At 45.3% G+C, this 14757-nt stretch carries 13 protein-coding genes; 8 read left to right on the forward strand and 5 right to left on the reverse strand.

All coding sequences use genetic code 11. The features are described from left to right. Positions 1 to 74: 74 nt before the first annotated feature. From jag to rpmH, 4 genes are all read right to left on the reverse strand, one after another. Positions 75 to 698 carry an RNA-binding cell elongation regulator Jag/EloR gene (gene jag, locus MRBLPE1_RS28910; protein ID WP_308997686.1) on the reverse strand — a complete coding sequence of 208 codons (624 nt, stop codon included), beginning with the start codon at positions 696 to 698 and terminating at the stop codon, positions 75 to 77. Further along, positions 695 to 1477, reverse strand: a complete 783-nt coding sequence (locus MRBLPE1_RS28915) for a YidC/Oxa1 family membrane protein insertase (RefSeq protein WP_364152686.1) — start codon at positions 1475 to 1477, stop codon at positions 695 to 697. Before MRBLPE1_RS28915 ends, jag begins: the two co-directional genes overlap by 4 nt. A 342-nt stretch (positions 1478 to 1819) precedes the next feature. After that, positions 1820 to 2197, reverse strand: coding sequence for a ribonuclease P protein component (gene rnpA, locus MRBLPE1_RS28920; RefSeq protein ID WP_364152689.1), 378 nt, complete (start codon positions 2195 to 2197; stop codon positions 1820 to 1822). A gap of 127 nt (positions 2198 to 2324) precedes the next feature. Continuing rightward, complete coding sequence (rpmH, locus tag MRBLPE1_RS28925; RefSeq protein ID WP_308997689.1) at positions 2325 to 2459, reverse strand: 50S ribosomal protein L34; 135 nt, start codon at positions 2457 to 2459, stop codon at positions 2325 to 2327. 640 nt (positions 2460 to 3099) lie between these two features. Here rpmH and dnaA point away from each other — a divergent pair. The 6 genes from dnaA to gyrB all read left to right on the forward strand — a co-directional run bounded on the left by dnaA (position 3100) and on the right by gyrB (position 9551). Next, positions 3100 to 4455, forward strand: coding sequence for a chromosomal replication initiator protein DnaA (gene dnaA / locus MRBLPE1_RS28930; protein ID WP_364152692.1), 1356 nt, complete (start codon positions 3100 to 3102; stop codon positions 4453 to 4455). 325 nt (positions 4456 to 4780) lie between these two features. Continuing rightward, complete coding sequence (gene dnaN, locus MRBLPE1_RS28935; RefSeq protein ID WP_364152695.1) at positions 4781 to 5923, forward strand: DNA polymerase III subunit beta; 1143 nt, start codon at positions 4781 to 4783, stop codon at positions 5921 to 5923. Positions 5924 to 5959: 36 nt separating this feature from the next. Then, the gene (yaaA, locus tag MRBLPE1_RS28940; protein WP_364152698.1) at positions 5960 to 6175 is read left to right on the forward strand and encodes a S4 domain-containing protein YaaA; all 216 of its coding nucleotides are present in this window, start codon (positions 5960 to 5962) and stop codon (positions 6173 to 6175) included. A gap of 27 nt (positions 6176 to 6202) precedes the next feature. After that, positions 6203 to 7312, forward strand: coding sequence for a DNA replication/repair protein RecF (gene recF, locus MRBLPE1_RS28945; protein ID WP_364152701.1), 1110 nt, complete (start codon positions 6203 to 6205; stop codon positions 7310 to 7312). Positions 7313 to 7342: 30 nt separating this feature from the next. After that, the gene (gene remB, locus MRBLPE1_RS28950; protein WP_012772007.1) at positions 7343 to 7594 is read left to right on the forward strand and encodes an extracellular matrix regulator RemB; all 252 of its coding nucleotides are present in this window, start codon (positions 7343 to 7345) and stop codon (positions 7592 to 7594) included. A gap of 46 nt (positions 7595 to 7640) precedes the next feature. Further along, positions 7641 to 9551, forward strand: a complete 1911-nt coding sequence (gene gyrB, locus MRBLPE1_RS28955; protein ID WP_364152705.1) for a DNA topoisomerase (ATP-hydrolyzing) subunit B — start codon at positions 7641 to 7643, stop codon at positions 9549 to 9551. Between the two features lie 34 nt (positions 9552 to 9585). Here the strand turns inward: gyrB and MRBLPE1_RS28960 are convergent, their stop codons facing one another. Next, positions 9586 to 10359, reverse strand: a complete 774-nt coding sequence (locus MRBLPE1_RS28960; protein ID WP_364152708.1) for a YheC/YheD family protein — start codon at positions 10357 to 10359, stop codon at positions 9586 to 9588. Between the two features lie 287 nt (positions 10360 to 10646). Here MRBLPE1_RS28960 and gyrA point away from each other — a divergent pair, with 287 nt between their 5' ends. Both gyrA and MRBLPE1_RS28970 read left to right on the forward strand, forming a co-directional pair. Further along, positions 10647 to 13130 (forward strand): DNA gyrase subunit A, encoded by a 2484-nt coding sequence (gyrA, locus tag MRBLPE1_RS28965; protein ID WP_364152710.1) that lies wholly within the window; start codon positions 10647 to 10649, stop codon positions 13128 to 13130. A gap of 101 nt (positions 13131 to 13231) precedes the next feature. After that, a complete protein-coding gene (locus tag MRBLPE1_RS28970) occupies positions 13232 to 14305 on the forward strand; it encodes an HD-GYP domain-containing protein (RefSeq protein ID WP_364152712.1) in 1074 nt (357 codons plus the stop codon). Positions 14306 to 14757 lie beyond the last annotated feature (452 nt).

The raw sequence follows: 14757 nt of genomic DNA on the forward strand, positions 1-14757 counted from the left end.
GAAAAACAGCAATGACCATTATGAGCCATTGCTGCGGATAGCGTATTGATTCGTATTGATTTATGTTGTGCATCTTATTGTCTCAAAGCGATGACGACTCGCCGGTTAGGCTCATCGCCTTTACTGAACGTTTTCACCTTAGGGTGATTCTGCAACTGCGAATGAATGACTTTGCGCTCATGCGGCGACATTGGCTCCAGGACAACTTCTTTCCGGGTGCGAATGACCCGTCCAGCTAAGCGGTCGGATAAATCCGCTAATGTCTTGCGGCGGCGCTCACGAAAATCCTCTGCATCAAGCACGATACGCAGATGGCTGTCAGAGTAACGGTTAGCCACAATATTAACCAAGTACTGTAATGCATCCAACGTTTGTCCGCGACGTCCAATCAGCATACCAAGGTCGCCACTTCCAGTTACGGACAAGTGGGTTCCTTCTCTTGTTTGCTTTCGATCGATGTTTACTTGCAGCCCCATCGTACCAGCTACTTCACGGAGAAATTGCTCCGCTTCCAGCATAGGATCGGGAATAAGCTCAAGCTCGACTTTCGCTTCTTTTGCGCCGAACAATCCAAAAAAACCTTTTGTGGGCTGCTCAAGCACAACTTGTTTAACGCGGTCTTCAGTGACTTGCAATTGTGTTAATCCGTTACGTACAGCATCCTCTACCGTTTTCCCCGATGCGACGATTTTCTTCATTTCGCAGGGACCTCCTTACCCTTGTCAGATGAACGAACGTACAGGAAGTAGTTTTGAACAATCGTGTAAATGTTGCTGTAAACCCAATATAACGGCAGTGCTGCTGGGAAAGAAAGTGCCATTACAAAAATAAGCACAGGGAAGATCGCCAGCATCATGCCCATACCAGGCATCGTTTGCGTTTGCTGCTTTTGCATCATCTTGGACTGAATAAAAGTCGTAGCGGCAGCGAGAATCGGAAGTATGTAATAAGGATCCTTCTCACCTAGTTGAAGCCATAAGAACGTATGCTCACGAATATCCGGGTTTTTGTAGATGGAATTGTACAACGCGATAAAAATCGGCATTTGAACAATAAGCGGCAAACAGCCCGCCATCGGATTTACCTTATGGGTTTGGAAAAGCTTCATCGTCTCTTCTTGCTGCTTCTGCGGATTATCCTTGTGTTTCTTTTTAATTTCAGCCATTTGCGGCTGCAGAGCTTGCATCGCCTTGGAGCTGCGATATTGTTTCAGCGTTAACGGTAAAATTAACGTTCTTACAATAATCGTCAGAAGCAATATAGCAAGTCCGTAGGATTCGTTGAACCAGCCTGCGAACGTATCAAGCGTTAAGGCAAAATAGTAAACAACGTTTTTCTCCCAGAAGTTTCCCTTCAATAAATCGGCAGTCTCCGTCGTCTGGGTTGTTGGAGCACCACATCCTGCAAGCACACCCATAAGCAGGACAAGACCAAGCACTAAAATCCATTTCTTGTTTTTAGTCCAAAACAACAACATTAAAACTCCTCTCTGAGAGCATTTACATCAAGCGTAACAAACGGCTAATACCGTTTTTTCGGCAAAACTCGTTTCGCCAAGAAACATAAGTTATGTATAGAAAAAAAAGCATATACTTTCTTATATCCCAAGCTATAACGGCAATGACCGTACCCTTGCGGCGCAGCATTTGATTCTGATTAAAATATCGGCATTGCATACATGATACAATACTATATTTTCATTCTAGACTATACCATAATTTATGGGACAAAGAAACAATGAGGTGCCCCCTGCATCCGCTTTCTTTACGCATGTTGCAGAAGCTATTTTGAGCATGCGAAGCAAGCCGGCCGAATTACGTCAATCTGCCTGCTTCTCTTTTATATTCGTTGTGGTCTTGTTCTTCAGCAAACCGGCTTTCTTCAATACATGAAGAACGCTTTTCTCCATTTCCTTCATCTTCATCAACGTAGCTGGTTTTCTTACGATTAGAATGAAGTCGGTCCTCGGAACAATCCGATCTGCTTGATGCCGAACAATTTCCTTTATCATTCGGCGCATCCGGTTGCGCACAACCGCATTGCCTATTTTCTTGCTCGCGGACACGCCTAAGCGAAATGGTTCCGCCGATGGCTGCTTAGACCAATAAACGACAAACTGCCCATTCGCAAACGATTTACCGCCCCGATAAATACGGCTAAAGTCTTCACGATTGCGAAGACGCAATTTTCTATGCACGACTGATGGCCACCGTTCCCTCATTGATCTTCTAAGTATCGACAGTAAGCGAGCAGCTTAAGCAGCCGCTCGCCCACACCTCATCGCCAAAAGCAAAAAAAAAAGACCACCGGACGTGGTCTTCTGCTTATGCGCTTAGTACTTTTCTTCCTCTTTGACGACGCGCTGCCAAAACTTTACGTCCGTTCTTCGAGCTCATACGTTTGCGGAATCCATGCACTTTCGCACGTTTGCTAACATTAGGTCTAAATGTAGGTCTCATCGTTCTGCACCTCCTATACTGCGTGTTCCAATTAAGCGTAAACGGCTCTCGCCGTCTTAATGGACGGAGCAGCATCGTTTCGCGGTGAAATATAAGTGGCGATATAAGTGTGCTACTTATAAAGCCTTATATTTAAAAAAACGCTTTTTTTATTAAACCATGTTGGCCGCCAAAAGTCAATGATCCTCTCCCGCTCCGAAATTGTTGATAAATGTTTTTCGGATGACGCTGTGGATAAACGCATGAAATGACTCCTTTTATCAAAAACTAATAACATGTGCACAATCCACAGGCCCCTTGAACGAACTTTGTCGAAATCTTAACAAGATATAAACAATATGTAGTGGTGTAGATAACTTTTATGCACAAGCAGTTGAGAATGTGGATAAAATATGCGAATTCGTTGAAATATAAGGGATCTTTTGCTATGATAATTATGTTTTCATTGTGGATTAGATCATTATTGCCTCAGTTTTATCAACAGCCTGTGGATAACATTGTGAACAAACTCATCCCCTATTTATAACTCATCCGCTTATTATTCTTTATAATGTGGATGTTTTCGTTATAATACCCTGATTTTCGACATTTTTTCTTGCAACTGCGCCATTCGTGGCGATTGGATAAGGAGTGACAGTCTGTGGACAGCCATACCTATGATTTATGGCAGCAAGTGTTGTCGATCATCCAGACTAAATTAAGCAAACCGAGCTTTGACACCTGGTTCAAAGCAACGAGAGCTTCTTTTGTCGATGATTCTATGCTTGAAGTAACAGCGCCGACAACATTTGCGGCCGAATGGCTGGAGGGCCGTTATACGAAACTAATAAGAACAACATTGTTTGAGTTTTTGGGCAGACAGGTTGATGTTCGCTTCTCTATAGAAGAACCGAAGGGTGCGGAACCTGCTTATACGTTCCAGCCGAAAACGGTAAATTCCCCAGTCATGGCCGAGGAAGCGACACCTTCTCATATGCTTAACCCGAAGTACACGTTTGATACATTCGTCATCGGGGCAAACAACCGCTTTGCTCATGCTGCATCGTTAGCGGTAGCCGAAGCACCGGCCAAAGCTTATAATCCATTGTTTTTGTACGGCGGCGTCGGGCTTGGAAAAACCCACTTAATGCACGCGATCGGCCATTACATCATGGATCACAACCCCAATACGAAGGTACTATATATTTCGTCAGAGAAATTTACGAACGAATTCATTAATGCCATTCGTGATAACAGGGGCGAAAGCTTCCGTACGAAATACCGAAATATTGACGTATTGCTGATCGATGATATTCAGTTTCTCGCAGGAAAAGAGCAGACGCAGGAGGAGTTTTTCCACACTTTTAATGCGCTGCATGAGGAACGGAAGCAAATTGTCATCTCGAGTGACCGTCCGCCAAAAGAGATACCGACGCTGGAAGAACGGCTTCGCTCACGCTTTGAATGGGGGCTTATTACCGATATTCAGCCGCCGGACCTGGAGACGCGGATCGCAATCCTGCGGAAGAAAGCCAGAGCGGAAAATCTAGATATTCCTAACGAAGCGATGATCTATATCGCAAATCAAATCGATACGAACATTCGTGAATTGGAGGGCGCCCTAATCAGGGTTGTCGCTTATTCATCCTTAATAAATGCCGACATTACGTCGCATCTTGCGGCAGAAGCGCTTAAGGATATCATTCCGTCCAGCAGGCCGAGAATGATAACGATGCATGACATACAGACGAAGGTTGGAGAGTTCTACGGGCTGCGGCTAGAAGAATTCAAAGCGCGGAAACGGACCAAAGCCGTTGCTTATCCGAGGCAAATCGCCATGTATTTGTCGAGGGAGCTCACCGACTTCTCACTTCCTAAAATCGGTGAAGCATTCGGCGGCCGTGATCATACGACAGTCATTCACGCGCATGAGAAAATTACGCAGCAGCTGAAGATCGATCAGGACCTGTACAAAATCGTCCAAAACCTGACCGAAAAAATCAAAAATCATATGTGAACAACTAAGCAAGCCTATGCACACGCTATGCACATGTGGATAGGCTTGCTTTATCGGTCTTCCAAGGGGTTATCCACATATTCAGGGCCCCTACTACTACGACTACTAAAAATCTTTAAAAAAACATCATCAAATAAGCCTAAACGGCAGATTCCTTCCTTTGGCGGAAATTGTCCTTTTCGCGACGTTATACAAGCTTTGTACAACGTTTGAATGTATACGTCATCTTTTCAAATAAAACGGTTAACACCTCTTCTAACAACAAACATCGTTTCGTGCGAGCTCATACTTTGGATGAATTTATAAGAACGCTAGGAGTGAAACCATGAAATTAACAATCTCAAAAAATGAATTAAACGATGCGATCCAGCAAGTAGCTAAAGCTGCTTCTTCACGTCCTGCCATACCTATTCTCGGCGGTATCAAAATCGAGGTCACCCATCTTGGGGTAACGCTTACCGCAAGCGATACGGACATCTCCATTCAAAGCTTTATCCCTGTGGAAAGAGATCAATTCGTTATTGCACATGTGGATAAACCCGGAAGCGTCGTGCTGCCGGCTAAATTTTTTGTCGAAATCGTAAAAAAGCTTCCTTCGGAGCAAGTCGTTATCGATGTAAGCAATACTTATCAAACCATCATTCGTTCCGGTTCAACTGAAATTCAAATGGTCGGACTTGATCCTGAAGAATTCCCGGTACTGCCTTCCATTGAACAAAATGAAGTATTGCAAATGCCTGGTGATCTATTAAAAGCGATGATTCGTCAGACCGTTCTAGCAGCATCGGCAAGCGAACAAACGCCAATTTTGACAGGTGTGCTTTGGAATTTGCTCGAAGGCGAGCTGAAGTTTGTAGCAACCGACCGTCACCGGCTGGCCAGCCGTACCGCTCAAGTCGATACTGACGCGCAATTCAAGTTCAGCAATGTCGTTATTTCGGCAAAAACGCTGATTGAGCTTTCTAAGCTCGTTCCGGAGCATAACGCTCTTGTAGATATTGTCGTAGCAGACAACCAGGTTCTATTTAAGCTTGGAAACGTATTGTTCTATACGCGTATTCTTGACGGCACCTATCCCGATACTTCTAAGATTATTCCGCAAACCTTCAAAACAGAACTTGTTTTGGATACAAAAAATGTAATGGACGCGATTGACCGTGCCTATCTGATGTCCCGCGAGGAAAAAACCAATATCGTGCGGCTGATGACGCTTGAAGACGGATCCATTGAAATCTCATCCAGCTCGACAGAACTGGGCCGGGTTACAGAGCAGCTTGAAGCAAAAGAATTCAACGGAGAAGCGCTTAGAATCGCATTCAACTCGAAGTATATGCTTGATGTTCTTAAAGTTATTGATAGCGAGCAGTTGTTCATCGGCTTTACTGGGGCTATGAGCCCGATTATTATTCGTCCTATGGATCATGCCTTCAGCATGTATGTCATTCTGCCATACCGTACAACTGGTTAATCACAAGCGCAGAAAAAGAAAGGAATGAGCTTTTCGATGAAAGAAATCGGCATCAAAACAGAATATATTACGCTAGGGCAGTTTCTAAAGCTGTCCGATTGTATTTCAACCGGCGGGCACGCCAAGTTTTTTCTTCAAGAGAGCACTGTGATTATTAACGGAGAAGCGGATAATCGGCGCGGCAGAAAGTTGTATGTTGGGGATAAAGTAGAGGTTGAAGGCTGCGGCGTATTTACAGTAGGTAAAGCGTAACGCACCGATGGACCGGGAGGTCGAAACGTGTTTTTAACGAACATACAGCTGCAAAATTATCGAAACTATAGTGACCTTGATCTGCAAACGCCCAATAAGGTAAATGTGTTTCTTGGGCCCAATGCCCAAGGAAAAACAAACCTGCTGGAAGCCATATTCGTACTGGCTTTAACAAAATCGCATCGTACCTCCAAAGACAAGGAGCTCATTGGCTGGCAAGCCGACGCAGCGCGCATCTCAGGTGAGGTCGATAAGAAATACGGGTCGGTTAAGCTCGATCTCCTCTATTCGGCCCAAGGGAAAAAAGCTAAAATTAACGGACTCGAACAGCGTAAGCTGAGCGATTTTATCGGTTCGGTCAACGTCGTCATGTTTGCGCCGGAGGATCTGGAAATTGTAAAAGGAACGCCGGGTGTGCGAAGACGGTTTCTCGATATGGAAATCGGTCAGGTGCAGCCCGGCTATTTGTATACTCTGCAGCAGTACGGAAAAGTGCTTCAGCAGCGCAATAATTTTCTGAAAGCCTCGTACCCTGGAGGGGCGAATCAGACGATGCTGGATGTATGGAATATGCAGCTTGCAGAGCATGGTGTTAAAATCATGAAAAAAAGGAAACACTTTATACATAAATTACAAACGTTTGCAGAACAAATCCATTCGGGCATAACGAACGGCGCCGAGCAGCTCACAATTGAGTACCGGCCTTCTTTCGATACGGACGCCCAGCAAGATGAATCTGTTTTATTTGATCAATTTATGATAAAGTTAACACAGGTGAAAGATCAGGAGATTCGCAGAGGGGTTACGCTAGTGGGACCGCATCGCGATGATCTGGCGTTTTTTATTAACGGCAAAGAAGCGCAGACATTCGGCTCCCAAGGGCAGCAGCGGACGACTGCCTTATCTTTAAAATTGGCGGAAATAGAGCTCATTAACGAGGAAATCGGTGAATACCCGCTTTTGCTTCTTGACGATGTGCTGTCGGAGCTTGATCAGAACCGTCAAACGCAGCTTATTGAGACATTTCAAAGCAAAGTACAAACCTTTATTACAACGACCGGCCTTGAAAGCGTGAATGTGAGCAGGCTTCAGGATGCCGGCATCTACCATGTGCATGGCGGCCGAGTGACGCGTTAAGGTGCGAATAGGAAAGGTGAGGAAGAGGACATGTACATCCATTTGGGCGGCGAGAAAATAATTCGGGCTGCGGAGCTGGTGGCCATTTTTGATATTTCCATCGAGCAGTCCTCCAAACTTTCCAAGCAATTTGTTGCGGGAGCACGCAAGCGCAAGGACGTTGAAACGATAGGCGAGGAAGAGCCAAAATCGATCGTTGTAACGAAGCAGAAAATATATTATTCGCCTATTTCATCCTCTACGTTGAAGAAACGAGCCCATCATTTTGCGGCGAACGGCTAGAGCGAAGGCGATCAGGAATAGCAGTTGAGAGGAGCAGTGAAATTGCATGTCTTTGGAGCAGCATACGTATGACGAGAGTCAGATACAGGTCTTGGAAGGATTAGAGGCGGTACGCAAACGTCCGGGGATGTATATTGGCTCCACCAGTGGCAAAGGTCTCCACCATCTCGTATGGGAGGTTGTCGATAACAGTATTGACGAGGCTTTGGCCGGTTATTGCTCAAGAATCGAAGTAATCGTTCACGAGAATAACAGCATAACTGTTATCGATAATGGACGCGGCATTCCTGTGGGGGAGAATACGAAACTGAAGAAATCGACTCTTGAGGTCGTAATGACGGTTTTGCATGCCGGAGGTAAATTCGGCGGTGAGGGCTATAAAGTATCCGGCGGCTTGCATGGTGTCGGTATATCTGTCGTAAACGCGCTGTCCGAGCTCGTCATTGTTCAAGTTAAACGTGAAGGACATATCTATCAGCAAGAATACCGTAAAGGCGCTCCGCAATATGATATCAAAATTATCGGAGATACGACGGAAACGGGCACACAGACTACGTTTACGCCGGACAGCGAGATTTTTACGGAAACAACCGTTTTTGATTATGAAACGCTGCAATCGCGGATCCGCGAGCTGGCGTTTTTGAATAAAGGCATCGAAATTGTTCTTACCGATGAGCGTACCGGCGTATCGAATACGTTTATGTACGAGGGCGGTATAATTGAGTTTGTAAAATATTTAAACCGCAATCGCGAAGCGCTTCATGAGCTGCCGATTTATGTCGAAGGGTCGAAGGACCATATCCATGTTGAGGTCGCATTGCAGTATAACGATAACTATACCGAGAATATTTATTCTTTCGCGAACAATATCAACACGCATGAGGGCGGTACGCATGAGTCCGGCTTTAAGAGCGCGCTAACGCGTATTATTAACGACTATGCCCGCAAATCGAACTTGATTAAAGACAATGACTCCAACTTCTCCGGGGACGATGTGCGTGAAGGCTTGACTGCGATTATTTCGGTCAAAATCCCGGAACCGCAATTCGAAGGACAAACAAAGACCAAACTTGGTAACAGTGAGGTTCGCGGTATTGTGGAATCCTTCTTTGCCGAGAAGCTGCAGGAATTCCTCGAGGAGAATCCGGCGGTTTCACGCAAAATCGTAGAGAAAGGCTTACAAGCAGCGCGTGCCCGCGAGGCGGCGCGTAAAGCCCGTGAGCTAACCCGTAGAAAAAGCGCGCTCGAGGTAGGTTCCCTGCCTGGTAAGCTTGCCGATTGCTCCTCGAAGGATGCTTCAATCAGTGAGCTTTACATCGTAGAAGGTGACTCTGCCGGCGGCTCTGCCAAGCAAGGCCGCGATCGTCATTTCCAAGCGATTTTGCCGCTTCGGGGTAAAATTTTGAACGTAGAGAAAGCGCGTTTGGATCGAATTTTGGGCAATGCGGAGATTCGGGCTATCATTACGGCGCTTGGTACCGGCATTAGCGATGACTTTGATCTGGCTAAAGCGCGTTATCACAAAATCATCATTATGACCGATGCCGACGTCGATGGCGCTCATATTCGTACGCTCATGCTGACGTTCTTCTATCGCTATATGCGGCAAATTATAGATGCTGGCTATATCTACATCGCTCAGCCGCCGCTATTTAAAATCGAGCGGAATAAAGTGATTCGATACGCGCAGACCGAGAAGGAGCGCGACCGGATTATTGCTGAATTCGGAGAAGGCGTCAAAGTTAACGTTCAGCGCTATAAAGGACTTGGCGAGATGAATGCCACTCAGCTTTGGGAAACAACGATGGATCCGGAAAGCCGTACGATGCTGCAGGTAACGATCGAGGATGCGATTGAGGCCGATGTCGTTTTTGATACGCTTATGGGAGATAATGTTGAGCCCCGCCGCGAATTCATTCAGAAATACGCTAGATATGTAACGAATCTAGATTTCTAAAGTGCAGTGTACAGGGTAAAGAAGCAGCCTCCTATTATGGACGACTGCTTCTTTTTTTGAAACGGCCATAGGCAACTGCATACCGGTAAACCTTATGGAATACGCTTTGGTCGGGCAGCTTTTGGAAGATAAAGGGGTCGGGCAATGTATTGACCTCCAAAATCCAGGGATGAAGCTTGGCGTCAATCGCAATGTCGACCCCAATTTCTTTTATATTTGGATAGGCAGCCTCGAGGTTTTTAGCAATGGTAATACTTAATTTTCTTAAACGGTTTTTGAACGCGGCAAGTTCTGATGAGGTGGTATGGTCGCTCATAAGACGCTCTATAGACATGGGGGTGCCGCCGCTGTGGTAATTTGTAACGATTTTTGCCGGGTGAGCAAGCCGTCCGATAATTCCTGTAGCTTCCCAATCATTTTTTGGGTTTTTTTGAACCATAACGCGGATGTCGAAGCGGCGCTTCATGTGACGAAGCAGATGGATGCCTTGTTGGACGATATATTGCCGGTCTTTCTTTTGCTTCACCAGCTTTTCGTAAAGCTGTTCGAAAGTCGGAAAGAACAAAATTGTTTTTTCCAGCTGATAGCGGTAACCTAGCTCCGGTTGAGTTGTTCTTTCTATCCGTGTTACACCTTTGCCGAAGGTGCCGTTAATTGGTTTGAAATAAACCATTCCATATTCACTCAGCATAGATTGAAGAGTGGCGCGTCCAAACAACTTTGTTGTAGGCATATATTGTCTCAAATATTCTGACTTAAGCATGATATTTGTTTTAGCCCATTTGCTCTTAACACGTCGAATGCTCAACGTTTTTTCTCCTCTCGCGCTGTTTCTTTTCTACGCATGGAATTCAAATGATGAAGGAGACAGACTTGGAATTGAGTGGTATAATGAAAGTTGGGTCTGTTTATTCTATGGCGGCTTTTCGTGTATGGATAGCGGCGTTTCACCTATTTTTTTCGAAGAATGAAGACAGTTCCCCGGGAATTTCAAAAGCAAGAGCAAAAAAGGTTTATATGCTCGCTTTTTGAGAAAGTAATATAAGAGTTATGTTGATTTAAGAGTAGCTATAGATAGCGTCAGGGAGGTAAATCATGGCGGAAGAAGAACGTATATCTATAAAAGATCGGGATATTGGTACGGAGATGCGGGATTCCTTTATGGATTACGCAATGAGTATCATTGTAAGCCGTGCTCTTCCCGATGTTAGGGATGGTCTAAAGCCTGTGCATCGTCGCATTTTGTTTGCAATGTCCGAGCTAGGCATGTCACCGGACAAGCCCCATAAGAAGTCGGCGAGAATTGTAGGAGAAGTAATCGGTAAGTACCATCCGCATGGTGATTCTGCAGTATATGAATCAATGGTACGGATGGCACAGGATTTCTCCATGCGTTATATGCTCGTTGACGGACACGGCAACTTTGGTTCAATTGATGGCGACTTCGCGGCAGCCATGCGTTATACGGAAGCTCGTCTTTCAAAAATAGCAATGGAACTGTTACGGGACATCAACAAAGAAACGATTGATTTCGCACCCAACTATGACGGTGAAGAATCGGAGCCGGTCGTATTGCCAGCACGTTATCCGAACCTGCTCGTGAACGGGGTTACGGGAATTGCGGTAGGTATGGCCACGAATATTCCTCCTCACAACTTGAACGAGGTTATCGACGGGGTACAGGCTCTGATTGTTAATCCTGATATTACGCCAGTCGAGTTAATGGATTATATAAAAGGTCCGGATTTCCCAACAGCCGCATTTATTATGGGCCGCCAAGGTATTCGCCAAGCTTATTTGACAGGGCGCGGTTCAGTAACGATGCGGGCGCGTGCGACAATCGAGGAGAATAACGGCAAAGCACGTATTATTGTGCATGAGCTGCCATATCAAGTCATTAAAGCCCGTTTGGTAGAGAAGATCGCTGAGCTCGTCCGCGAGAAAAAAATCGAAGGTATTACCGATTTGCGGGATGAATCAGACCGTAACGGCATGCGTGTCGTCATTGAGCTTCGCAGAGACGTTAACCCAAGCATCGTTCTGAATAATTTGTACAAGCAGACGCAGCTGCAGTCCAATTTCGGAATTAACATGCTGGCGCTCGTAAATGGTGAGCCTAAGACGCTTAACATCCGTGATATGCTTTATCATTATTTGCAGCATCAAATTGAGGTTATTCGTCGGCGTACCGAGTTTGAACTGAAAAAAGCCGAAGCTAGGGCGCACATCTTGGAAGGCTTGCGGATTGCGCTTGACCATTTGGATGAGGTTATTGCGTTAATTCGTGCTTCTCAGACCGCTGATCAAGCCCGCGAGGGTTTGATTACAAGATTCTCGCTCTCTCATGAGCAGGCGCAAGCGATTCTGGATATGCGTTTGCAGCGTCTGACTGGTTTGGAAAGAGACAAAATTGAGGCAGAGTACGAAGAGCTTATGCGTAAAATTGCTGAATATAAAGCGATTTTGGCCGACGAGCAGCTTGTGCTCGATATCATCAGCACGGAACTCTCCGAATTAAAAGATCGTTTCGGAGATGAGCGCCGGACAGAGCTTATGGCAAGTGATGAAGAAATTCTGGATGAGGATCTAATTCCTCGCGAGGATGTTATCATTTCGATTACGCACACCGGCTATATCAAGCGTTTGCCGGTTGGTACTTATCGCAGCCAGAAGCGGGGCGGTAAAGGCGTAGTCGGCATGGGAACGAAGGATGATGACTTTGTCGAGCATCTATTCGTTTCGAATACGCATCATTATCTATTGTTCTTTACGAACAAGGGTAAGGTGTACAAGCTGAAAGCCTATGAAATTCCTGATCTTAACCGTACCGCGCGCGGAACACCAATCATTAACCTTATTCAGATTGAACAAGGCGAGACGATTAACGCGGTTATACCAGTGCAGGAGTTCGATTCTGAACACTTCTTGTTCTTTGCTACAAGACAAGGGGTTGTGAAGAAAACGCCGCTGGACGATTACATCAACATCCGGAAGGTCGGTCTCATTGCGATCTCGCTTCGTGAGGATGATGACCTCATTGGCGTGAAGCTGACTGACGGTAATCAAGAAATTATCATGGGTACGGCGCAAGGGATGTCCATCCGATATTCGGAGCAAGATGTTCGCTCCATGGGACGTTCAGCCACAGGCGTTAAAGGTATCCAGCTTGATGATAATGATACGGTTATAGATATGGACGTTATCGTACCGGATAAGGACATTCTGATCGTTACCTCCAAAGGTTACGGCAAACGGACACCTGTGGCCGACTATCGTATCCAGAACCGTGGCGGCAAGGGGATCAAAACCCTTAATGTGACGGATAAGAATGGACCGATCGTCTCACTTAAGGTCGTTGAGAACGATGAGGACCTTATGATCATGACGGCATCGGGCACGATGATTCGGACCAGTATGGAAGGCATCTCTACAATGGGCCGGAATACGCAAGGGGTTAAACTCATTAATACGCGCGAGGATGATACGGTAGCCACAGTTACTCGTGTTGCCCGCAGCGAAGAGAATGACGCGCTGGATGAGAACGAAGAGCAAGACGGTGGCGAAACGCCGGTTGAATAGTGGTAAAAGACACAGCTGATTCCGTTATCGTACGGATCAGCTTGTGTTTTGCGGTTTAAAATGAATTTAGAATATATTCATTTACAGGGGAGAGAACTCTTGTGGCGGCGGTAACGTTATCACATCTTAAATTAGGCGACAAAATTATTGAAGATGTCCTCACCCCGCTTGGCGGTACCCTATTTCAAAAAGGCAAAGTCGTAACGCCTAAAGAACTAGAGATATTGCAAGCCTTCCTTATTGCAAGCGTAGAAATTGAATCAAACCAAGCGGCAAGTAAACCAGGCGCTGATACAGAGGAAGAATCCGCACAGGAAGCAAATCTGGTATACGTCGCATCTCCCCTGCATGAAGAGTATGACAAAATGGTCATTGTATTGCGCCAAGTGTTCAACTCATTTGTGGCTGGGCAAGCAATGCCGGTTATGGACATTCGGAAGCAACTTGAGAAGCTGTTGGAGCATATTAAGAGCTATAACCTGCTGACCTTTGTACCGCGTCAATTTATGGAGAAGGATTATTTGATCCATAATAGTATCACTTGCGCATTAACTTCTTATCTTATCGCGCAATGGACCGGATTTCCTCAAAAGGATTGGATGCAAATCGCATTCGCCGGTTTACTGCATGATATTGGGAACGTTCGGATTGATAAGACGATACTGACCAAGCCCAATTCATTATCAGTGGAAGAAAAGGAAGAAATGATGCGTCACACCGTTCATGGTTATCAATTGCTCAAAAATGTTTCCGCCCTAAATGAAGGGGTGAAAATGGCAGCTTTGCAGCATCATGAGAAGGTTGACGGTACTGGATATCCGCTTGGCATAGATGCTACAAAAATTAATCCGTATGCCAAGATTGTGGCTATCGCAGATATCTTCCACGCCATGACCTTAAATAAGGCATATAGGAAGGCTGCATCCCCATATCTCGTCCTGGAACAAATTCAAAGTGATGCATTCGGCAAGCTGGATCCTACCTATGTGCGTACATTTGTAGAGAAGGCGACTCAATTCCACAACGGAACGATCGTTAAGCTCAGCGATGAACGGGTTGGAGAAATTGTGTTTTCGGATCGCAACTATCCAACGAGGCCTTGGGTGTCCATTGAAGGAGTAATCGTAAATCTAATAAATGAGCGGCATCTTCACATTAAGGAAGTACTGCGTTAAGTGATTTTTATTACAAAAGGACAGTAAGCACGTATACGTCACGCTAAGGCTCATTAATGATTAGCAGCGTAACCTAGTGCTTGCTGTTTTTTTATGCGATGAATGAATAATGAAACAAGAACGGGAAATATTAAAGTTCGTTGCGTATGTACAATGAATTTCTTTATCCTAAATAAATAAAACCTTCCGTAAATAAGATGTATATAAGGAGCAAAATACTAAAGCGAAATCTTTTTCGGAAATAATGAAAAAAAGACTTGCAATGTCATAGGCGAACATGATATATTATCTAAGTCGCCAATGAGAAACACGGCCGACACGGAAGAAAAGATTGCTCTTTGAAAACTGAACAACGAGTAATAACTGCCCTTACGATCCTAACGGATCGTTAGAAAAGCGATAAAAAGTAATGAGCATTTCAAACACCAATTTGGAGAGTTTGATCCTGGCTC

Origin of the sequence: Paenibacillus sp. LPE1-1-1.1 (genome assembly GCF_040676435.1) — a bacterium.
In the GTDB taxonomy this organism is placed as follows: Bacteria; Bacillota; Bacilli; order Paenibacillales; family Paenibacillaceae; genus Pristimantibacillus.

Coding starts and splice junctions, on each gene's coding strand:
- jag (WP_308997686.1), bottom strand. CDS start 698: ATGAAGAAAATCGTCGCATCGGGGAAAACGGTAGAGGATGCTGTACGT.
- MRBLPE1_RS28915 (WP_364152686.1), bottom strand. CDS start 1,477: ATGTTGTTGTTTTGGACTAAAAACAAGAAATGGATTTTAGTGCTTGGT.
- rpmH (WP_308997689.1), bottom strand. CDS start 2,459: ATGAGACCTACATTTAGACCTAATGTTAGCAAACGTGCGAAAGTGCAT.
- dnaN (WP_364152695.1), top strand. CDS start 4,781: ATGAAATTAACAATCTCAAAAAATGAATTAAACGATGCGATCCAGCAA.
- yaaA (WP_364152698.1), top strand. CDS start 5,960: ATGAAAGAAATCGGCATCAAAACAGAATATATTACGCTAGGGCAGTTT.
- remB (WP_012772007.1), top strand. CDS start 7,343: ATGTACATCCATTTGGGCGGCGAGAAAATAATTCGGGCTGCGGAGCTG.
- gyrB (WP_364152705.1), top strand. CDS start 7,641: ATGTCTTTGGAGCAGCATACGTATGACGAGAGTCAGATACAGGTCTTG.
- gyrA (WP_364152710.1), top strand. CDS start 10,647: ATGGCGGAAGAAGAACGTATATCTATAAAAGATCGGGATATTGGTACG.